We start from the raw sequence: 20,684 nt of genomic DNA, 5'->3' as shown, positions 1-20,684 counted from the left end.
CAACCAAGTCAAACAGAAGTTAAGACCGCAGAAGGCACCTGGAGCTTCAAGTCCTACGATAAGACATCGGAAACCATCAATGGAGCAGACGCACACTTCGTAGGTACATGGGAATTTACCCCGGCAACAAATAAAGATTCTGGAAATAATAGCAAACCAGAAGAAGGAAGTAGTCAAACTAAGGCCTTGTTACCAAACACAGGCTCAGCAGTATCTGGTCTTCTTTCAATCATCGGTCTTGCCTTTGCAAGCCTAGCAGCTTTTATCCTTCGCAAGAAAGACTAAGCTACTCTTAGGAAATAACAAAATGACATCTTAATTTCTTACCCTAAGAAGAGAGAACGAGAAATCGTTCTCTCTTTTTCTTGCATTTTATATCGAGCTGTGATATAGTTTATATAACGAGATGCGATATATCGAACTGAATAGGAGGTGTGAATAAATGGAATTAACAGATAAAATCAGGCGTGTTTACCTTCCCATGACTGAAACAGGTTTTTATATCTTGTTTTGTTTACAGAAGGAGAACCATGGATATGGTATCACACAAAAGGTCAAGGAGATGACAGATTCGCAAGTTTCGATTAGTCCTGGAACTATGTATGGGACCTTGTCAAAGATGGAAAAGGATGGCTTGATTTCCTTTATCCGGGAAGAGGAAAAACGTAAAATCTATCAGATCACAGACTTGGGACGAAAAGTCTTAGATATTGAATTGAAACGTATTGAACGGCTCTATAGAAACAGTTTGGAGGAAGGTTGATGGAAAAGAAGGTTGTATATCGAATATCTACAATTGCAGATTATGATAAAGAGGCTTTATACCTTGGGGAAATGCATGCTAAGGGCTGGAAACTTAAGGAAGTAAGCTACTCTAACTTAGTAGTTGCGGTTAAGTATACTTTTGAAAAGTGCCAACCGGAGCAGGTGTCTTATCAGTTGGACTTTTATCCCATGAAAAAATCAGAGAGAGCCTCCTATTTACAACTATTTAAAGACTGTGGCTGGGAGCATATTACAGACTTTAATAGTTTTTCCTATTTTAGAAAAGCGCATTCTGAAATTGAATCGGATACTGAGTTTGAAATCTATAATGACGCTACAGGGAAGTTAGCTATGATCAAACGGATTTTAATAATGCGGATGCTTCCTATTTTGATTCTATTTTTAGCTCTACTACCGGTTTTCTCAAAGTTTGTCAGTGGAGCTAGCTCTTTCAGATGGGAAGTATTTTTGATTTTCATAATAGATTGGATTTTATTGATAGTTTTTGCGATTCAGATTTCTTATATTTTTTGGAAATTGAGTCAAAAGTGGAAAGAATTATCTGATAAATGAAAGAATGCCTGTTTTCTAATTTGGAGGTAAGACAATGAATAGCAAAGTACAATTTAGGATTTTCACCATTGTTGATTTGGACAAGGAAGAAGAATATTTACATGAGATGCACTTGAAAGGTTGGAGATATAGAACTAACCGTTTTGGTTTTTTCTATTTTGAACAATGCCAACCAGATGATGTCATCTATCATATCTATGATTCTAGATTTCTTAAAAAGTATAAGCATGAACTGCAAGATTTTAGAAATAGCGGTTGGGAATTGATAGAAACAGGTTTTTATTCAATTCTTCGTAAACCAACTTCTGATATACTTTCAGAGGAGAAAGTCTATATGCGTAATGCTCTTAGATGGGAAGCTATGCGGTCTAGACTTCGTTCCTGTATAGCCGCTTTCTCAGGTGGTCTTGTTGTTTGCATGAGTTTGTATCGAGAGAACTTGTCTCAGTCTTTCTTTATTATTTTCGTTTTATACACTTGCTTAATTTCTTATCTAATCTATGGTTTTTTCAGACTTAAAAGGAAATACCAGGTAGATGAGTAGCAAGGTTCTAGGTCTTCAGACTGATTTTTAGCACTCTTGGTAAAAGAGTGCTAATTTTTTGAGTTTTTATCTTGACATTCTCTTCTAAGGGTGTATAATAGAATCATGAGTTAGCACTTGGGTACATAGAGTGCTAATCGATCGGACAGAGAGGAGTGATGAGATGGTTACAGAGCGTCAGCAGGATATTTTAAATCTGATTATTGACATCTTTACCAAAACGCACGAACCTGTCGGATCCAAGGCGCTACAAGAGTCTATCAATTCTAGTAGTGCTACCATTCGTAATGACATGGCAGCTCTAGAGAAGCAGGGTTTGCTTGAGAAGGCTCATACCTCAAGCGGTCGGATGCCAAGTGTCGCGGGATTTCAGTACTATGTGAAACACTCGCTTGCTTTTGACAGACTGGCTGAAAATGAGGTATACGAGATTGTCAAAGCCTTTGATCAGGAGTTCTTCAAACTGGAGGATATTCTGCAAGAGGCTGCTAATCTATTGACAGACCTGAGCGGCTGTACGGTAGTAGCACTGGATGTTGAGCCGAGCAGACAGCGCCTGACGGCCTTCGATATTGTCGTTCTAGGACAACATACTGCTCTTGCAGTTTTCACCCTAGACGAGTCTCGAACGGTTACCAGTCAGTTTTTGATTCCAAGGAACTTCTTGCAGGAAGATTTGCTGAAACTGAAGAGCATCATTCAGGAACGTTTCCTTGGTCACACTGTTCTGGACATTCATTATAAGATTCGGACGGAGATTCCACAGATTATCCAACGTTACTTTACAACAACGGACAATGTCATGGATCTCTTTGAACACATCTTTAAAGAAATGTTCAACGAAAATATTGTGGTGTCGGGAAAAGTCAATCTCTTGAATTTTGCTAATCTAGCAGCCTATCAGTTCTTTGATCATCCACAAAAGGTGGCTCTGGAGATTCGTGAGGGTCTGCATGAAGATCAGATGCAAAATGTTCGTGTTGCGGACAGTCAGGAATCCTGTCTAGCTAACCTAGCAGTGATTAGCAGTAAATTCCTCATTCCTTATCGAGGTTTTGGAATTCTAGCGATTATCGGTCCAGTCAATCTAGATTATCAGCAATTGGTCAACCAAGCCAATGTGGTCAATCGTGTTTTGACCATGAAATTGACAGATTTTTACCGCTACCTCAGCAGTAATCATTACGAAGTAAATTAATTTTGAAATCATTAAAGGAGGCGAAAATGGCCCAAGATAAAAAAAATGAAGAAATGAAAGAAGAGGAAGTTGTGGAAACAACTGAAGAAACAACTCCTGAGAAGTCTGAGTTGGACTTGGCAAATGAACGTGCGGATGAGTTTGAAAACAAATACCTTCGCGCTCATGCAGAAATGCAGAATATTCAACGTCGTGCGAATGAAGAGCGTCAAAACTTGCAACGTTATCGTAGTCAGGACTTGGCAAAAGCAATCTTACCATCGCTTGACAACTTAGAACGTGCACTAGCAGTTGAAGGTTTGACAGACGACGTCAAAAAAGGATTGGAGATGGTGCAAGAGAGCTTGATTCACGCTTTGAAAGAAGAAGGAATCGAAGAAATTGTAGCTGACGGCGAATTTGACCATAACTATCATATGGCCATCCAAACTCTCCCAGCAGACGATGAGCACCCAGCAGATACCATCGCACAAGTCTTCCAAAAAGGCTACAAACTCCATGACCGCATCCTACGCCCAGCCATGGTAGTAGTGTATAACTAGGCTAGAGAACTTAAAAACTTGTCCGAAACGACAATAAACTATGAAGAAAGATAAAAAGCAAGCTGGAGGCTTGCAAGGAAGATGTTGCCCGCCGTGGTGAAAGTTTCAGTAGCGTGTGCTACTGAAACAGGGGATTTTTGAGACAATTGGCTCAAAAATAAGTGATGAAATCCCGAAGGGAGTTGCTCACGTCCCCACCACTTAAGGGAAATATCAAAAAAAGAAGAAAAAACAACAAGGAGAAAAACACATGTCTAAAATTATCGGTATTGACTTAGGAACAACAAACTCAGCAGTTGCAGTTCTTGAAGGAACTGAAAGCAAAATCATCGCAAACCCAGAAGGAAACCGTACAACTCCATCTGTAGTATCATTCAAAAACGGTGAAATCATTGTTGGTGATGCTGCAAAACGTCAAGCAGTCACAAACCCAGATACAGTTATCTCTATCAAATCTAAGATGGGAACTTCTGAAAAAGTTTCTGCAAATGGTAAAGAGTACACTCCACAAGAAATCTCAGCTATGATCCTTCAATACTTGAAGGGTTATGCGGAAGATTACCTTGGTGAAAAAGTAACCAAAGCTGTTATCACAGTTCCTGCTTACTTCAACGATGCACAACGTCAAGCTACAAAAGACGCTGGTAAAATCGCTGGTCTTGAAGTAGAACGTATTGTCAACGAACCAACTGCAGCAGCTCTTGCTTATGGTTTGGACAAGACTGACAAAGAAGAAAAAATCTTGGTATTTGACCTTGGTGGTGGTACATTCGACGTATCTATCCTTGAATTGGGTGACGGTGTCTTCGACGTATTGGCGACTGCAGGGGATAACAAACTCGGTGGTGACGACTTTGACCAAAAAATCATCGATCACATGATTGCAGAATTCAAGAAAGAAAATGGTATTGACTTATCAACAGACAAGATGGCTCTTCAACGTTTGAAAGATGCGGCTGAAAAGGCTAAGAAAGACCTTTCAGGTGTAACTTCAACTCAAATCAGCTTGCCATTTATCACTGCTGGTGAATCTGGACCTCTTCACTTAGAAATGACCTTGACTCGTGCGAAATTTGACGATTTGACTCGTGATCTTGTAGAGCGTACAAAAGTTCCAGTTCGTCAAGCCCTTTCAGATGCAGGTTTGAGCTTGTCAGATATTGACGAAGTTATCCTAGTTGGTGGTTCAACTCGTATCCCAGCCGTTGTAGAAGCTGTGAAAGCTGAAACTGGTAAAGAACCAAACAAATCAGTAAACCCTGACGAAGTTGTTGCCATGGGTGCTGCTATCCAAGGTGGTGTGATCACTGGTGATGTGAAAGACGTTGTCCTTCTTGATGTAACACCATTGTCACTTGGTATCGAAACAATGGGTGGTGTCTTCACAAAACTCATCGACCGCAACACTACGATTCCAACATCTAAATCACAAGTCTTCTCAACTGCAGCAGACAACCAACCAGCCGTTGATATCCACGTTCTTCAAGGTGAACGCCCAATGGCCGCAGATAACAAGACTCTTGGACGCTTCCAATTGACAGACATCCCAGCTGCTCCTCGTGGTATCCCACAAATCGAAGTAACATTTGACATCGACAAGAACGGTATCGTATCTGTTAAGGCTAAAGATCTTGGAACTCAAAAAGAACAAACTATTGTCATCCAATCTAACTCTGGTTTGACTGATGAAGAAATCGACCGCATGATGAAAGATGCAGAAGCAAATGCTGAAGCAGATAAGAAACGTAAAGAGGAAGTAGACCTTCGTAATGAAGTAGACCAAGCAATCTTCGCGACTGAAAAGACAATCAAGGAAACTGAAGGAAAAGGCTTTGATGCAGAACGTGATGCTGCCCAAGCTGCCCTTGATGAACTTAAGAAAGCCCAAGAAGATAACAACTTGGACGAAATGAAAGCAAAACTCGAAGCGTTGAACGAAAAAGCTCAAGGACTTGCTGTTAAACTCTACGAACAAGCCGCAGCAGCACAACAAGCTCAAGCAGGAGCAGAAGGCGCACAAGCAACAGGAAATGCAGGCGATGACGTCGTAGACGGAGAGTTTACGGAAAAATAAGATGCAAAGCCCGTTAAAACCTCACAGTGAAAATAGGAAATCTGACGCAGAAACTTTAGTTTCTAGGAAGATTTGTCTTTTTCACCAAGAGGTTAGGGCGTGCTCGATTTGGTAAGATGTTGAGGCGTTAAGAAAACGAAAGAAAAATAGGAAGCCATCGCCTTGTGCGATGCACAAAAGATGGCTTATCTTTTTTCCGAAGTTTTTAGCCGAAACTCAGTTAAGCCTAACTCGTTAAGAATGACGAATTACTAAGGTACTTTGTCTAAATGTAATAATGATAGGAAGAAATCCAGAGGTTGCAACCCAGCCTCTGTTTTTCGGTAAAATAGAGGATGTTGCGTATGAAAAAAGTACTTTGTATCATTTATCCTAATTTTTCTCTTTATGAGATAACCGCTTTAACAAGTACTTTAGCTCTGTTTTTTGACGTCACGATTGATTATGCCGCTTCAGATCACTCAATGGTAGTCTCTGAGGATGGTTTGCCATGTCAACCAACGAAAACACTGGATCAAATCCGTATAGAAGAGTATTCTTGCGTTATTTTGCCAGGGATGGTAAACATAGGACCAGCCCTACAGGATGAGAAATTGATTTCGTTCTTGAGGGACCTTGGTGAGCAAGATATCCTAATTGCAGCAATTTCTTCTGCGCCCATTTTGTTAGCGAAAGCTGGCTTGTTGAATGACACGAAATTTACAGGTGGGATTTGGCAAAACTTCTTTGACTATTTTGAATTTCTTCCACGTGAGAATTTCCAACCCAAACTGGTTGTGCAAGATAAAAATATCATTACGGCTATAGGCTTTGCACATCAAGAGTTTGCAAGAAAAGTGATTCTTAGTCTAGGTTTGGCAGAAAATACGGATAACTATTTTAAAGAACAGAATGAATATTCAGAAGAGGACTTGATTTTTACTCTATCGGACAAAGAGTTTGATGAAGTGAAGCAGAGTATAGAAAATACCCTCTAATGATCTACTTATAAATTATAGAAAGGAACAAAGAGTGTTCGTAACTGAACACGGGCTACGGACTGTGCCAAAAAGATAGTTTTTTCTAGGACGCAAGCGTCCGTCGTCAAAACTCCTAGATGGTTGTGTCCGTTTGACGCCCTTTGTATTTTGAATTATGAACAATACTGAATTTTATGATCGTCTGGGGGTGTCAAAAAACGCTTCGGCAGACGAGATCAAAAAGGCTTATCGTAAGCTTTCCAAAAAATACCACCCAGATATCAACAAGGATCCTGGTGCTGAGGAAAAATACAAGGAAGTTCAAGAAGCCTATGAGACTTTGAGTGACGACCAAAAACGTGCAGCCTACGACCAATATGGTGCTGCAGGTGCCAACGGTGGCTTTGGTGGTGCTGGTGGTTTTGGTGGCTTTGACGGAGCAGGTGGCTTCGGTGGTTTTGAGGATATCTTCTCAAGTTTCTTTGGCGGAGGCGGTGCTTCGCGCAATCCAAACGCTCCTCGTCAAGGGGATGACCTCCAGTACCGTGTGAACTTGACCTTTGAAGAAGCTATCTTCGGAACAGAAAAGGAAGTTAAGTACAACCGTGAAGCAAGCTGTCGTACATGTAATGGATCTGGTGCTAAACCAGGGACAAGTCCAGTCACTTGTGGACGCTGTCATGGCGCCGGTGTTATTAATGTCGATACGCAGACTCCGCTTGGTATGATGCGCCGCCAAGTAACCTGTGATGTCTGTCATGGTCGCGGAAAAGAAATCAAAGATCCATGTACAACTTGTCACGGAACAGGTCATGAAAAACAAGCTCATAGTGTACATGTGAAGATCCCTGCGGGTGTGGAAACAGGTCAACAAATCCGCCTAGCGGGTCAAGGTGAAGCAGGATTTAACGGTGGACCTTATGGTGACTTGTATGTGGTGGTTTCAGTAGAAGCTAGTGATAAGTTTGAACGTGAAGGAACGACTATCTTCTACAATCTGAACCTCAACTTTGTCCAAGCAGCTCTTGGTGATACTGTGGAAATTCCAACCGTGCATGGTGATGTTGAATTGGTCATCCCAGAAGGAACTCAGACTGGCAAGAAATTCCGCCTACGTGGTAAGGGAGCACCGAGTCTTCGTGGCGGTGCCGTTGGTGACCAATACGTGACTGTCAATGTCGTGACTCCGACAGGTTTGAACGATCGCCAAAAAGCAGCACTTAAAGAGTTCGCTGCTGCAGGTGACTTGAAAGTCAATCCAAAGAAAAAAGGCTTCTTTGACCATATAAAAGATGCCTTTGAAGGAGAATAAAGTAAAAAGAGCCGATTGGCTCTTTTTTTGTTATCATTGAAAATTTAGTGTCGAAAAATCATTTTCCAGTTAGTCTACTATTTGTACTTTTGAGTGAGCAATCCAGCTGCATCCATCTCCTGAATGAGTTGCTTAAGTTCCGCTTCTTTACCAGATTTCACAGTGACAGTATCGATATGTTTGATCGCCGAATTATCTTGAATATCCACTAAGGTCAAAGCTTTTTCATAGAATGCAATTCCCTTTTTAAGACTTGCCTGATCCTTCCAATTTAGAATTGTGTAAGAAGAATTTGATTTCTTTCCTTTTTCTTGGAAATATTTCTCGCCCTCCTCCTCTAAAAATTGTATTAAACCACGATTGAATAAGTTGTCCCCTACTTTATAGTAGGAAATATCTCCTGTCTGGAGGACATAGACTTTAAGTCGGTTTTTGGTGAGTTTTGGACTTTCTTTTAGGACGGGGTGACTATTGATGACCTCGTCTGAGAAAGTAACATAAAAATCTAGGCCTCCACCCTCGTATTGATAGTGTCCATCCGATTCGACTTTCTCGGGAGGGAGGTCAAGGGAGATAAAGATTTGTTTTAAGGCTTCATTCCCCTCACGGATGTCACTCGGTGAAGCCTTGAAAAGATTGGCCACTAGTAGAAATGCCAAGGCTACAAGAAGGCAGAGGCAGCCGCAAGGGATCGCGATGACCTTCGCTAGAACTTTTACAAACTGTTTCATTTTCATTCCTCTTCTTTGTTTGGACTTGACAACCTAAAATGGATTTAAGGAAAGTTGTTGGCTCTTTTTACTTATCCTCAAGCTCCTGTGTTTCTTTTATAACAGCTAGTCTGGTTTGGAAATCTTTTTCTAAAACTTTGAACTTGTAGGTCAAGTCTTTTTGGTATTCCTTGATAAGGGCTTTTTGTTGGTCGATGATTTGTAGGCTGTTTTGGATGATATCCAAATCATCCTTCATAGCTTCGACACGGTAGCTAGTATCCATTAACTCCTCTGTGATGGCTTGGCGATGTTTTACGACAAAATAACTTCCAGCTGCAGCTCCTGCGAATAGCAATAGATTGGATAGTTTCATGGCAACTCCTTAGGCATTTCTAATGGTTTCAGCGACTTGGGCAAGTTTGTCAAAGTCTGGTTCGTGGGCAATAAAGTCAATCTTGAGGTCGTCTTCTGCACTGTAGCGAGGTACGAGGTGCACGTGAGTATGAAAGACCGTTTGACCAGCAATTTCCTCGCAGTTGGCAATGATATTCATGCCGACTGCTTTGGTAGCCTTCATGACTTTTTGAGCCACTGTTGGCACTTGTGCAAAGAGTTGGCTGGCACTCGCAGCATCCATTTCTAAAAGATTGCGATAGTGCTCTTTTGGTATAATGAGGGTGTGTCCAGGCGTTACTTGAGAGATATCAAGGAAGGCAAGAATCTGCTCGTCCTCGTATACTTTTGAAGCAGGAATCTCCCCTGCGATGATCTTACAAAAAATGCAATCTGACATAAAATCCACCTCTACTGTATTGAATTTTGATATAATATAGCTACATTATACCAGATTCGGAGAAAATATGTTAGAAATTAAAAACCTGACAGGAGGCTATATTCACGTTCCTGTCTTGAAAGATGTGTCCTTTACAGTTGAAAGTGGGCAGTTGGTCGGTTTGATTGGTCTCAATGGTGCTGGGAAATCAACGACAATCAATGAGATTATTGGTCTGTTGACACCTTACAGTGGGGAAATCAAGATTAATGGCCTAACCCTGCGAGAAGATGCGACCAACTATCGCAAGCAGATTGGCTATATTCCTGAAACGCCTAGCTTGTACGAGGAATTGACCCTCAGAGAGCATATTGAAACGGTGGCTATGGCTTATGGTATTGAGCAAAAAGTCGCTTTTGATCGAGTAGAACCTTTGTTGAAAATGTTTCGTTTGGATCAAAAATTAGACTGGTTTCCAGTGCATTTCTCCAAAGGGATGAAGCAGAAGGTCATGATTATCTGTGCATTTGTGGTAGATCCGAGTCTTTTCATCGTTGATGAGCCTTTTCTTGGCCTCGATCCGCTGGCCATTTCTGACTTGATTCAGCTTCTAGAAGTGGAAAAGCAAAAAGGCAAGTCCATTCTCATGAGTACCCACGTGCTAGACTCAGCAGAAAAGATGTGTGATGCCTTTGTCATTCTCCACAAGGGAGAGGTTCGGGCTCAGGGGAACCTCCAGCAACTGCGGGGTGCTTTTGCCATGCCTGATGCTAGTTTGAATGATATTTACTTGGCTCTGACCAAAGAGGAGGAGCTATGAAAGACTTGTTTTTAAAGCGAAAGCAGGCTTTTCGTAAGGAGTGTGTCGGTTATCTGCGTTATGTTCTAAATGACCACTTTGTCTTGTTCCTGCTAGTTCTCATCGGTTTTCTAGCTTACCAGTACAGTCAACTCCTGCAACATTTTCCTGAAAATCATTGGCCTATCCTCTTGCTTTTGGTGATTGTATCTGCCTTGCTTATGGCTTGGGGAGGAATCGCAACCTACATGGAAGGGCCTGACAAGCTCTTTCTCTTAGTCAGTGAAGAGGAGGTTAAGTCCCACCTCAAAGGGCAGACAGTGCGCTCGCTAGTTTTTTGGCTCTTTGTCCAAACCCTTTTCTTGCTTTTGTTTGTACCCTTGTTTTTAGCCATGGGCTATGGTTTTCCAGTCTTTCTCATCTATGTGGTTTTATTGGGAGCTGGAAAATATCTCCTCTTTCGCCAAAAAGCCAGTAAATTTCTTACTGAGACTGGAATCGACTGGGACTATGTGATTGCCCAAGAAAGCAAACGCAAGCAAGTTTTGCTTCGTTTCTTTGCTCTCTTTACTCAGGTCAAGGGCGTTTCAAATAGTGTCAAACGTCGCGCTTATCTGGATTTCATCCTTAGAACAGTTCAGAAAGTGCCGAGCAAGATTTGGCAAAACCTCTATCTCCGTTCTTACCTGCGAAATGGAGACCTCTTTGCCCTTAGTTTGCGTCTTTTGCTCCTATCCTTGTTAGCTGTGATCTTTATCGAGCAATCTTGGATCGCTACAGCGGTGGTAGTGCTGTTTAACTACCTCTTGCTCTTTCAGTTACTCGCTCTCTATCATGCCTTTGATTACCAATACTTGACCCAGCTCTTTCCGCTAGAAAAAGGGGAGAAAGAAAAGGGATTGAAACAGATTGTGCTTGGTGTGGGAAGTGCAGTTCTTTTGTTAGAATTGCTGGTCGGAGCAGTGGTTTTTCAAGAAAAAATAGCCTTGTTGGTTCTTGTAGGGGCTAGTCTCTTCCTACAATTGTTTTATTTGCCTTACCAACTAAAAAGATTGGTTGACGAATAGACCAAAAACTAGTAGAATAGTAAGGAAACTTTATACGGAGGAAAGAAATGGACTTGGGTGATAATGAGCTAACGCTGACCCCTATCCCTGGGAAGAGCGGCAAAGCTTATATGGGAAGCTACCCTGATGGGAAGCGCGTCTTTGTAAAAATGAACACCTCTCCAATCCTACCTGGCCTAGCCAGAGAACAAATCGCTCCTCAATTACTATGGACTCGTCGTTTGCCAGATGGCAGTGATATGTGTGCTCAGGAATGGCTGACGGGCAAAATCTTGACCCCTTACGACATGAATCGCAAGCAGATTATCAATATCTTGAACCGCCTTCACCGCTCGCGTCCCTTGATGAAGCAGTTGAGCCGTTTGGGATATACCATGGAAACACCAGTTGATTTATTGCGTTCTTGGCAACAAGAAGTACCAGAAATCTTGAAGCAGAATCACTATTTGAACAGTGTGATTGCGGAGCTAGGTAAGACGGTTCCAGGTTTTAGAGAAGACCATGCAACGATTGTGCATGGGGATCTTCGCCATAGTAATTGGATTGAGACAGAGAGTGGACTCGTTTATCTAGTGGATTGGGATTCGGTTCGTCTGACGGATCGTATGTTTGATGTGGCGCATTTGCTATGCCACTACATTCCAGATTATCAGTGGCGTCAATGGTTGAGAGACTACGGCTATAAGTACAATCAGACAGTGTTAGATAAATTGTATTGGTATGGTCAGTATTCTTACTTGAACCAGATTGCCAAATACTGTGAAAATCAAGATTTAGACAATGTAAACCGGGAGATTTATGCCTTGCGCGTCTTCCGTGATAAGTATGGAAAGAAGAGATGAGAGTTAGAAATCGTAAAGGGGCGACGGAGTTACTAGAGGCTAATCCCCAGTATGTTGTCCTCAATCCCTTGGAAGCTAAAGGGAAATGGCGAGATTTGTTTGGAAATGATCATCCTATTCATGTTGAGGTTGGAAGTGGGAAAGGAGCCTTCGTATCAGGAATGGCCAAGCAAAACCCTGACATCAACTATATCGGGATTGATATCCAAAAGTCGGTATTAAGTTATGCCTTGGATAAGGTATTAGAAGTTAGAGTTCCTAATATCAAGTTGTTGTGGGTAGACGGTTCAGATTTGACAGACTACTTTGAAGACGGTGAGATTGTTCGCCTCTACCTAAATTTTTCAGATCCCTGGCCTAAAAAACGCCATGAAAAACGTCGTTTGACTTACAAGAGTTTCTTGGATACCTTTAAGCGTATTTTGCCTGAGAATGGGGAAATCCATTTCAAGACAGATAACCGTGGCTTGTTTGAGTACAGTCTAGTGAGCTTTTCTCAGTATGGGATGAAACTCAATGGTGTTTGGCTGGACTTGCATGCCAGTGATTTTGAAGGCAATGTCATGACGGAGTATGAGCAAAAATTCTCCAGCAAAGGTCAAGTGATCTACCGAGTTGAGGCAGAATTTTAAGAAATAGCTTGAAAACCAGCTGTTTGAGTGCTTATGCTTTACATAAATTGACAAACGTGCTATACTGATAGTAAGAATATGAGAAAGAGAGGCGGGGAAATATCTTCGCCTCTTGCTTATGAGGAGGTGGACGCAATCGCAACAATCGTAGAATTAGTCAGAGAAGTTGTAGAACCTGTCATCCAAGCGCCTTTCGAGCTCGTGGATATCGAGTATGGAAAGATTGGCAGTGACATGATTCTCAGTATTTTTGTAGATAAACCCGAAGGAATTACCTTGAACGACACGGCAGACCTGACAGAAATCATCAGTCCTGTTCTTGATACTATCAAGCCTGATCCCTTCCCAGAACAATATTTCCTAGAAATCACCAGTCCAGGCTTGGAACGTCCTTTAAAAACTAAGGATGCTGTCGCTGGAGCTGTTGGGAAATACATTCATGTCGGGCTCTACCAAGCTATCGATAAGCAAAAAGTCTTTGAAGGGACCTTAGTATCCTTTGAAGAGGATGAGTTGACTATGGAGTATATGGACAAGACACGTAAGAAAACCGTCCAAATTCCATACAGTTTAGTATCAAAAGCACGTTTAGCAGTTAAACTATAGAAAAGAAAGGATAGCTTTTGAGGATTCAAAAGCAAAAAGAACATGAGTAAAGAAATGCTAGAGGCCTTCCGCATTTTGGAAGAAGACAAGGGAATCAAAAAAGAAGACATCATCGATGCAGTAGTAGAGTCGCTTCGTTCCGCTTATCGCAGACGCTATGGTCAATCAGATAGCGTAGCTATTGACTTCAACGAAAAAACAGGTGACTTTACCGTTTATACTGTCCGTGAAGTTGTTGATGAAGTATTTGATAGCCGTTTGGAAATCAGCTTGAAAGATGCTCTTGCCATTAATTCAGCCTATGAGCTTGGTGACAAAATCAAGTTTGAAGAAGCACCTGCTGAGTTTGGTCGTGTAGCAGCCCAATCTGCCAAACAAACCATCATGGAAAAAATGCGCAAGCAAACACGTGCCATCACTTATAATACTTACAAGGAACATGAGCAAGAAATCATGTCTGGTACGGTAGAACGCTTTGACAACCGCTTTATCTATGTCAACCTTGGCAGCATCGAAGCCCAATTATCAAAACAAGACCAAATCCCTGGAGAGGTGTTTGCTTCCCATGACCGTATCGAAGTCTACGTTTACAAGGTTGAAGACAACCCTCGTGGTGTCAATGTCTTTGTTAGCCGTAGCCATCCAGAGATGATTAAGCGTTTGATGGAGCAAGAAATTCCAGAAGTCTATGATGGAACTGTTGAAATCATGAGCGTAGCTCGTGAAGCTGGTGACCGTACGAAAGTAGCCGTTCGTAGCCACAATCCAAACGTGGACGCTATCGGGACAATCGTTGGACGTGGTGGTGCCAATATCAAGAAAATCACCAGCAAATTCCACCCAGCTCGTTACGATGCCAAGAGCGATCGTATGATTCCTGTAGAAGAAAACATCGACGTTATCGAGTGGGTAGCGGATCCAGCTGAGTTTATCTACAATGCTATCGCACCTGCAGAGGTTGACCAAGTTATCTTTGATGAAAACGACAGCAAACGTGCCTTGGTCGTTGTGCCTGATAACAAGCTTTCTCTTGCTATCGGTCGTCGTGGACAAAACGTTCGCTTGGCTGCTCACTTGACGGGTTACCGTATTGATATCAAGTCTGCCAGTGAGTTTGAAGCTATGGAAGAAGCAGGTCAAGTGGATTACGCAGCTGCGGACGAATTGACGGAAGAATAAAAGCTGCTAGAGGAGGGAAAGATGAAAACAAGAAAAATCCCTTTGCGCAAGTCTGTTGTGTCCAACGAAGTGATTGATAAGCGTGATTTGCTCCGCATTGTCAAGAACAAAGAAGGACAGGTCTTTATCGATCCGACAGGCAAGGCCAATGGCCGTGGCGCTTATATCAAGCTAGACAATGCAGAAGCCCTAGAGGCAAAAAAGAAGAAAGTCTTTAACCGCAGCTTTAACATGGAAGTGGAAGAAAGCTTTTATGACGAGTTGATCGCTTATGTGGATCATAAAGTGAAAAGAAGAGAGTTAGGACTTGAATAAGCAAAAGATAAGCAATCTCTTGGGACTTGCTCAACGAGCAGGCCGGATCATATCGGGTGAGGAATTGGTGGTCAAGGCCATCCAAGCTCAGAAAGCCAAGCTAGTCTTTCTAGCCAATGATGCTGGTCCCAATCTGACCAAGAAGATTCAAGATAAAAGTGACTATTATCAAGTAGAAGTTATAACCGTGTTTTCAACACTGGAATTAAGCATAGCAGTCGGAAAATCGCGAAAAGTTTTGGCTGTGACAGATGCTGGATTTACAAAGAAAATGAGGTCTCTTATGGAATAGAAGAGGAGGACATGATTTGTCTAAGAAAAGATTGTACGAAATCGCAAAAGAACTTGGAAAAGAAAGTAAAGAAGTTGTAGCGCGTGCAAAAGAGTTAGGTTTGGATGTGAAAAGCCACTCATCGAGCGTGGAAGCTGCTGCTGCTGAGCAAATCGCAGCTAGCTTCAAGCCTGCTGCTCCGAAAGCAGAAGCAAAACCTGCGACACCAAAAGCAAGTGTAGAAAAGAAAGCGGAAAAGCCTGCATCAGCTACACCAGTAGCCACTAAGGAAGAAAGTAAACCAGCTACACCTGTAGCTCCTAAGGAAGAAAAAGTAGTGGCCGCAAGACCACAAAGTCGAAACTTCAAGGCGGAGCGTGAGGCGCGTGCCAAAGAACAGGCAGAACGACGCAAACAAAACAAGGGCAACAACCGTGACCAACAACAAAACGGCAACCGTCAGAAAAACGACGGCCGTAATGGTGGTAAACCTGGTCAAGGAAACCGCGACAATCGCCGTTTTAACGACCAAGGGAAAAAACCACAAGGTCAAGGGAATCGTGGCAATGATCGCCGTCAGCAACAAGACTTCCAGCCAAAACAAGCTGGACCACGTGTTGACTTTAAAGCCCGTGCAGCAGCCCTAAAAGCAGAGCAAAATGCAGAGTACGCACGCTCAAGCGAGGAGCGCTTCAAACAATCGCAAGCTGCCAAAGAAGCCTTGGCTCAAGCTAATAAACGCAAGGAGCCAGAGGAAATCTTTGAAGAAGCTGCTAAGTTAGCTGAACAAACGCAACCAGCAGTAACAGTAGTTCCTGTAGCGAAAGAAGCGCCAGTGGATACACGTCGTAAAAAACAAGCTCGACCAGACAAAGAACGTGATGATTATGATCACGAAGAAGATGGTCCTAGAAAACAACAAAAGAATCGAAGTAGTCAGAATCAAGTGAGAAATCAAAGAAATAGTAACTGGAATAACAACAAAAAGAATAAAAAAGGCAACAAGCAAAATAACCGTAACCAGGCTCCAAAACCTGTTACAGAGCGTAAGTTCCATGAATTGCCAACAGAATTTGAATATACAGATGGTATGACTGTTGCGGAAATCGCAAAACGTATCAAACGTGAACCAGCTGAAATCGTTAAGAAACTCTTTATGATGGGCGTTATGGCCACACAAAACCAATCTTTGGATGGAGAAACCATCGAACTCCTCATGGTGGATTACGGTATCGAAGCCAAACAAAAGGTTGAAGTGGACAATGCAGACATCGAACGTTTCTTTGTCGAAGATGGCTATCTTAACGAAGATGAATTGGTTGAGCGTCCACCAGTTGTAACCATCATGGGACACGTTGACCATGGTAAGACAACACTTTTGGATACACTTCGTAATTCTCGTGTTGCGACAGGTGAAGCGGGTGGTATCACTCAGCATATCGGTGCTTACCAAATCGTGGAAAATGGCAAGAAGATTACCTTCCTTGATACACCAGGACACGCGGCCTTTACATCTATGCGTGCGCGTGGTGCATCTGTTACCGATATTACCATCTTGGTTGTAGCGGCCGACGACGGGGTTATGCCTCAAACTATCGAAGCCATCAACCACTCAAAAGCAGCGAACGTTCCAATTATCGTAGCCATCAACAAGATTGATAAACCAGGTGCCAACCCAGAACGCGTTATCGGTGAATTGGCTGAACACGGTGTTATGTCAACTGCTTGGGGTGGAGATTCTGAGTTTGTAGAAATCTCGGCTAAATTCAACCAAAACATCGATGAACTCTTGGAAACAGTCCTTCTTGTAGCTGAAATCCAAGAACTCAAGGCAGACCCAACAGTGCGTGCTATCGGTACTGTTATCGAAGCTCGCTTGGATAAAGGAAAAGGTGCGGTCGCAACCCTTCTTGTGCAACAAGGTACCTTGAATGTCCAAGATCCTATCGTTGTCGGAAATACCTTCGGTCGTGTCCGTGCCATGACCAATGACCTTGGTCGTCGTGTTAAGGTCGCTGGACCATCAACACCAGTATCTATCACAGGTTTGAACGAAGCACCAATGGCGGGTGACCACTTTGCTGTTTACGAAGATGAAAAATCTGCGCGTGCAGCAGGTGAAGAACGTGCGAAACGTGCTCTTATGAAGCAACGTCAAGTAACCCAACGTGTCAGCCTTGAAAACCTTTTTGATACGCTTAAAGCAGGTGAGCTCAAGTCTGTTAACGTCATCATTAAGGCCGACGTACAAGGTTCAGTTGAAGCCCTTTCTGCTTCACTTCAAAAAATTGATGTGGAGGGAGTAAAAGTCACCATCGTTCACTCAGCGGTCGGTGCCATCAACGAATCTGATGTGACTCTTGCAGAAGCTTCAAATGCCTTTATCATCGGTTTCAACGTGCGCCCTACACCACAAGCTCGTCAACAAGCAGAAGAAGATGATGTAGAAATCCGTCTCCACAGCATTATCTACAAGGTTATCGAAGAGATGGAAGAAGCCATGAAAGGAATGCTTGATCCAGAATTCGAAGAAAAAGTTATCGGTGAAGCAATCATCCGTGAAACCTTCAAGGTATCTAAAGTGGGAACCATCGGTGGATTCATGGTTACGAGTGGTAAGGTTACCCGTGATTCTAAAGTCCGTGTTATCCGTGACGGTGTCGTAATCTATGATGGCGAACTCGCAAGCTTGAAACACTACAAAGACGACGTCAAAGAAGTTACAAACGGTCGTGAAGGTGGTCTCATGATTGATGGCTACAATGATATCAAGACTGATGATGTGATTGAGGCATACGTCATGGAAGAAATCAAGAGATAATAGAGAAACGATAGCCAGTTTGACTCGTCGTCAACAGCGTCTTGATGAACCCTTAGTTCTATCTAAGGCTTGTTTCCTAGATTCAAATGGCTCTAGTTCCTCTATCTTCTAGAAATAGCTAGGTCTGCTGGCCTAGCTTTTGGTTCAAAGTAGAGAAAGGAATATCATGGCAAATCATTTCCGTACGGATCGTGTGGGCATGGAAATCAAGCGTGAAGTCAATGAGATTTTGCAAAAGAAGGTCCGTGATCCGCGTGTCCAAGGTGTGACCATTACAGATGTTCAGATGCTGGGGGATTTGTCTGTTGCTAAGGTTTACTACACCATTTTGAGTAACCTTGCTTCGGATAATCAAAAAGCTCAAATCGGGCTTGAAAAAGCAACTGGTACCATCAAACGTGAACTTGGTCGCAATTTGAAATTGTACAAAATCCCAGATTTGACTTTCGTCAAAGACGAATCCATCGAATATGGAAACAAGATTGACGAGATGCTACGCAATCTGGATAAGAACTAAGAAAGAGGGGCAACCCTCTTTTTTGGTGGAGAAATGGCAATAAAAAATACTGGGGAATCTTTCTAGAGTAAAAAATTGTTAAAAAGCTTTATAAAACTCAGCTTGTATGATAGTATAGAAATTGGAAAGAGTGAGATGAAATGATTTCTTATCAATAACTAGCTAGTTTGGTATAGCAATCAGCTAGAAACTGCAGCTAGACGAGGGAAGGTAATATGGGATTCATTAAAATTCTGACCAAGACTTACGGGAATTACTTTTTTGTGATGCAAAGCATCAAAGTCCTGAAGAACATGAAAAAAGATGACAACGCTCTAGTAGGTTTCGGGAAAGTACTGCTTGCTGACAAGTTGATGGATGTCGCCCAGTGGCTCGCAAAACCAGATGATAAGGAATAACTTGAAATGAAAGAAACTAGCAGGAACTCTTCTGCTAGTTTTTTAATCTCTTCCCATATGGTATAATATAAGCAGTAAAATCATTTTATACTCTTCGAAAATCAAATTCAAACCACGTCAGCTTCACCTTGCCGTACTTAAGTACAGCCTGCGGCTAGCTTCCTAGTTTGCTCTTTGATTTTCATTGAGTATTAGAACATACATGGAGGTCGTCATGGACAATATCATCGATGTGTCAATTCCCGTTGCAGAAGTGGTGGATAAGCATCCAGAAGTCTTGGAAATCCTAGTAGAGCTCGGTTTTAAACCACTTGCTAATCCCTTGATGCGCAACACCGTTGGTCGCAAGGTATCGCTCAAACAGGGTTCTAAGCTTGAAGGAACTCCTATGGACAAGATTGTCCGCACGCTAGAAGCGAACGGCTACGAAGTGATTGGATTAGACTAATGGCAGATGAACGGATTCATATCCTAAGGGATATTTTGTTAGAATTGCACAACGGCGCCTCTCCCGAGTCGGTTCAGGAGCGTTTTGATGCGACCTTTACGGGTGTTTCAGCCATCGAGATTTCCCTCATGGAGCACGAGCTGATGAACTCAGACTCAGGTGTCACCTTTGAAGATGTCATGGAACTCTGTGATGTCCATGCCAACCTTTTTAAAAACGCTGTTAAGGGCGTCGAAGTGGAAGATACCGAGCATCCTGGTCATCCAGTTCGCGTCTTCAAGGATGAAAATCTGGCTCTCCGTGCTGCCTTGATTCGCATTCGGAGATTGTTAGATACCTATGAGTCTATGGAAGACGAGGAAATGCTGGCAGAGATGCGCAAGGGCTTGGTCCGTCAAATGGGGCTGTTGGGGCAATTTGACATCCACTATCAGCGCAAGGAAGAGCTCTTTTTTCCCATTATGGAGCGCTATGGTCACGATTCACCCCCAAAAGTTATGTGGGGAGTGGATGACCAGATTAGGGAACTCTTTCAGACAGCCCTAGCGACAGCTAAGTCACTACCAGAAGTGCCGATTTCCACTGTAAAAGAAGATTTTGAAGCTTTTGCGACAGATTTTGAAAGTATGATTTTTAAGGAAGAGTCCATTCTACTCATGATTCTCCTCGAGTCCTTCACCCAGGATGACTGGATGCAGATTGCGGAGGAGAGCGATGCCTACGGCTATGCCATCATTCGTCCGTCTGAAAAATGGGTGCCAGAACGTCAGAGTTTCGTTGAGGAAAAGAGTGCAGAGGAGCCAGTACAACTAGACACGGCAGAAGGTCAAGTTCAGCAAGTTATCGATACACCAGAAGGCCAGTTCACCATTACCTTTACCCCTAAGGAAAAGGAAGCAGTGCTGGACCGTCATAGTCAACAGGCTTTTGGCAATGGCTATCTCTCGGTCGAGCAGGCCAACCTCATCCTCAATCACCTTCCTATGGAGATCACCTTTGTCAATAAAGACGATATTTTCCAGTATTACAATGACAATGCGTCAGCTGATGAGATGATTTTCAAACGGACGCCGTCCCAAGTCGGGCGTAATGTAGAACTCTGCCATCCGCCTAAGTACCTAGACAAGGTGAAGGCCGTTATGAAAGGTCTTCGTGAAGGTAAAAAAGACAAGTATGAAATGTGGTTCAAGTCGGAGTCGCGAGGCAAGTTTGTCCACATCACCTATGCTGCGGTACGCGATGAAGATGGAGAATTCCAAGGAGTGTTGGAGTATGTTCAGGATATCCAACCTTACCGAGAGATTGATACGGACTACTTCCGTGGATTAGAATAAGGA

The 20,684-nt window shown here is 42.7% G+C and carries 25 protein-coding genes; 22 read left to right on the top strand and 3 right to left on the bottom strand.

All coding sequences use genetic code 11. The features are described from left to right. The 9 genes from PG086_RS09375 to dnaJ all read left to right on the top strand — a co-directional run. The coding region (locus tag PG086_RS09375; RefSeq protein ID WP_270748790.1) for an SHIRT domain-containing protein at positions 1–285 on the top strand (285 nt) is incomplete at its 5' end. 157 nt (positions 286–442) lie between these two features. After that, positions 443–763 carry a PadR family transcriptional regulator gene (locus tag PG086_RS09370; RefSeq protein ID WP_212576594.1) on the top strand — a complete coding sequence of 107 codons (321 nt, stop codon included), beginning with the start codon at positions 443–445 and terminating at the stop codon, positions 761–763. Next, on the top strand, positions 763–1,338 hold the full coding sequence (locus PG086_RS09365) for a DUF2812 domain-containing protein (RefSeq protein ID WP_000412845.1): 576 nt from the start codon (positions 763–765) through the stop codon (positions 1,336–1,338). The genes PG086_RS09370 and PG086_RS09365 overlap by 1 nt, the downstream gene beginning before the upstream one ends. A 34-nt stretch (positions 1,339–1,372) precedes the next feature. After that, positions 1,373–1,882 (top strand): DUF2812 domain-containing protein, encoded by a 510-nt coding sequence (locus PG086_RS09360; protein WP_001086360.1) that lies wholly within the window; start codon positions 1,373–1,375, stop codon positions 1,880–1,882. Between the two features lie 163 nt (positions 1,883–2,045). Then, positions 2,046–3,080: a heat-inducible transcriptional repressor HrcA gene (gene hrcA, locus PG086_RS09355; RefSeq protein ID WP_270748787.1), complete on the top strand. Its 1,035-nt coding sequence runs from the start codon at positions 2,046–2,048 to the stop codon at positions 3,078–3,080. A gap of 26 nt (positions 3,081–3,106) precedes the next feature. Beyond that, entirely contained in the window at positions 3,107–3,622 is a 516-nt protein-coding gene (gene grpE, locus PG086_RS09350) for a nucleotide exchange factor GrpE (protein WP_070837582.1), read from the top strand. Between the two features lie 250 nt (positions 3,623–3,872). Beyond that, entirely contained in the window at positions 3,873–5,696 is a 1,824-nt protein-coding gene (gene dnaK, locus PG086_RS09345; RefSeq protein ID WP_033605565.1) for a molecular chaperone DnaK, read from the top strand. 344 nt (positions 5,697–6,040) lie between these two features. Then, a complete protein-coding gene (locus PG086_RS09340; protein WP_270748785.1) occupies positions 6,041–6,673 on the top strand; it encodes a DJ-1/PfpI family protein in 633 nt (210 codons plus the stop codon). 157 nt (positions 6,674–6,830) lie between these two features. Continuing rightward, positions 6,831–7,967 carry a molecular chaperone DnaJ gene (gene dnaJ, locus PG086_RS09335; RefSeq protein ID WP_167266686.1) on the top strand — a complete coding sequence of 379 codons (1,137 nt, stop codon included), beginning with the start codon at positions 6,831–6,833 and terminating at the stop codon, positions 7,965–7,967. 77 nt (positions 7,968–8,044) lie between these two features. Here the strand turns inward: dnaJ and PG086_RS09330 are convergent, their stop codons facing one another. The 3 genes from PG086_RS09330 to PG086_RS09320 form a co-directional block, all read right to left on the bottom strand. Further along, positions 8,045–8,698, bottom strand: a complete 654-nt coding sequence (locus tag PG086_RS09330) for a hypothetical protein (protein WP_270748782.1) — start codon at positions 8,696–8,698, stop codon at positions 8,045–8,047. Between the two features lie 67 nt (positions 8,699–8,765). Continuing rightward, the gene (locus PG086_RS09325) at positions 8,766–9,053 is read right to left on the bottom strand and encodes a hypothetical protein (RefSeq protein WP_270748781.1); all 288 of its coding nucleotides are present in this window, start codon (positions 9,051–9,053) and stop codon (positions 8,766–8,768) included. A gap of 9 nt (positions 9,054–9,062) precedes the next feature. Then, on the bottom strand, positions 9,063–9,473 hold the full coding sequence (locus PG086_RS09320; RefSeq protein WP_270748780.1) for an HIT family protein: 411 nt from the start codon (positions 9,471–9,473) through the stop codon (positions 9,063–9,065). Between the two features lie 67 nt (positions 9,474–9,540). Here PG086_RS09320 and PG086_RS09315 point away from each other — a divergent pair, with 67 nt between their 5' ends. The 13 genes from PG086_RS09315 to PG086_RS09255 all read left to right on the top strand — a co-directional run bounded on the left by PG086_RS09315 (position 9,541) and on the right by PG086_RS09255 (position 20,681). Continuing rightward, the gene (locus PG086_RS09315; protein WP_270748778.1) at positions 9,541–10,272 is read left to right on the top strand and encodes an ABC transporter ATP-binding protein; all 732 of its coding nucleotides are present in this window, start codon (positions 9,541–9,543) and stop codon (positions 10,270–10,272) included. Then, entirely contained in the window at positions 10,269–11,318 is a 1,050-nt protein-coding gene (locus PG086_RS09310) for an ABC transporter permease (RefSeq protein WP_270748777.1), read from the top strand. Before PG086_RS09315 ends, PG086_RS09310 begins: the two co-directional genes overlap by 4 nt. 47 nt (positions 11,319–11,365) lie before the next feature. After that, positions 11,366–12,160: a cell cycle regulator CcrZ gene (gene ccrZ, locus PG086_RS09305; protein WP_250315781.1), complete on the top strand. Its 795-nt coding sequence runs from the start codon at positions 11,366–11,368 to the stop codon at positions 12,158–12,160. After that, a complete protein-coding gene (trmB, locus tag PG086_RS09300) occupies positions 12,157–12,792 on the top strand; it encodes a tRNA (guanosine(46)-N7)-methyltransferase TrmB (RefSeq protein WP_270748774.1) in 636 nt (211 codons plus the stop codon). The genes ccrZ and trmB overlap by 4 nt, the downstream gene beginning before the upstream one ends. A gap of 126 nt (positions 12,793–12,918) precedes the next feature. Further along, positions 12,919–13,398, top strand: coding sequence for a ribosome maturation factor RimP (gene rimP / locus PG086_RS09295; protein ID WP_000338695.1), 480 nt, complete (start codon positions 12,919–12,921; stop codon positions 13,396–13,398). Positions 13,399–13,440: 42 nt separating this feature from the next. Continuing rightward, a complete protein-coding gene (gene nusA / locus PG086_RS09290; protein ID WP_000032278.1) occupies positions 13,441–14,577 on the top strand; it encodes a transcription termination factor NusA in 1,137 nt (378 codons plus the stop codon). Positions 14,578–14,598: 21 nt separating this feature from the next. Further along, positions 14,599–14,892, top strand: a complete 294-nt coding sequence (rnpM, locus tag PG086_RS09285; RefSeq protein ID WP_000857560.1) for an RNase P modulator RnpM — start codon at positions 14,599–14,601, stop codon at positions 14,890–14,892. Continuing rightward, complete coding sequence (locus PG086_RS09280; RefSeq protein WP_045618116.1) at positions 14,885–15,184, top strand: YlxQ-related RNA-binding protein; 300 nt, start codon at positions 14,885–14,887, stop codon at positions 15,182–15,184. The genes rnpM and PG086_RS09280 overlap by 8 nt, the downstream gene beginning before the upstream one ends. 16 nt (positions 15,185–15,200) lie before the next feature. Continuing rightward, positions 15,201–17,984, top strand: a complete 2,784-nt coding sequence (infB, locus tag PG086_RS09275) for a translation initiation factor IF-2 (protein WP_270748773.1) — start codon at positions 15,201–15,203, stop codon at positions 17,982–17,984. A gap of 166 nt (positions 17,985–18,150) precedes the next feature. After that, complete coding sequence (gene rbfA / locus PG086_RS09270; protein ID WP_001273601.1) at positions 18,151–18,501, top strand: 30S ribosome-binding factor RbfA; 351 nt, start codon at positions 18,151–18,153, stop codon at positions 18,499–18,501. A 215-nt stretch (positions 18,502–18,716) separates the two neighbouring features. Continuing rightward, the gene (locus PG086_RS09265; RefSeq protein ID WP_000505783.1) at positions 18,717–18,899 is read left to right on the top strand and encodes a hypothetical protein; all 183 of its coding nucleotides are present in this window, start codon (positions 18,717–18,719) and stop codon (positions 18,897–18,899) included. A gap of 214 nt (positions 18,900–19,113) precedes the next feature. Then, complete coding sequence (locus PG086_RS09260; RefSeq protein ID WP_000368739.1) at positions 19,114–19,347, top strand: DUF1858 domain-containing protein; 234 nt, start codon at positions 19,114–19,116, stop codon at positions 19,345–19,347. Next, the gene (locus PG086_RS09255; RefSeq protein ID WP_270748768.1) at positions 19,347–20,681 is read left to right on the top strand and encodes a DUF438 domain-containing protein; all 1,335 of its coding nucleotides are present in this window, start codon (positions 19,347–19,349) and stop codon (positions 20,679–20,681) included. The genes PG086_RS09260 and PG086_RS09255 overlap by 1 nt, the downstream gene beginning before the upstream one ends. The last annotated feature ends 3 nt before the right edge of the window (positions 20,682–20,684 follow it).

The organism is Streptococcus halitosis, from assembly GCF_027691175.1.
Taxonomy (GTDB): domain Bacteria; phylum Bacillota; class Bacilli; order Lactobacillales; family Streptococcaceae; genus Streptococcus; species Streptococcus halitosis_A.
This window is presented reverse-complemented; position numbering and strand designations above follow the sequence as displayed.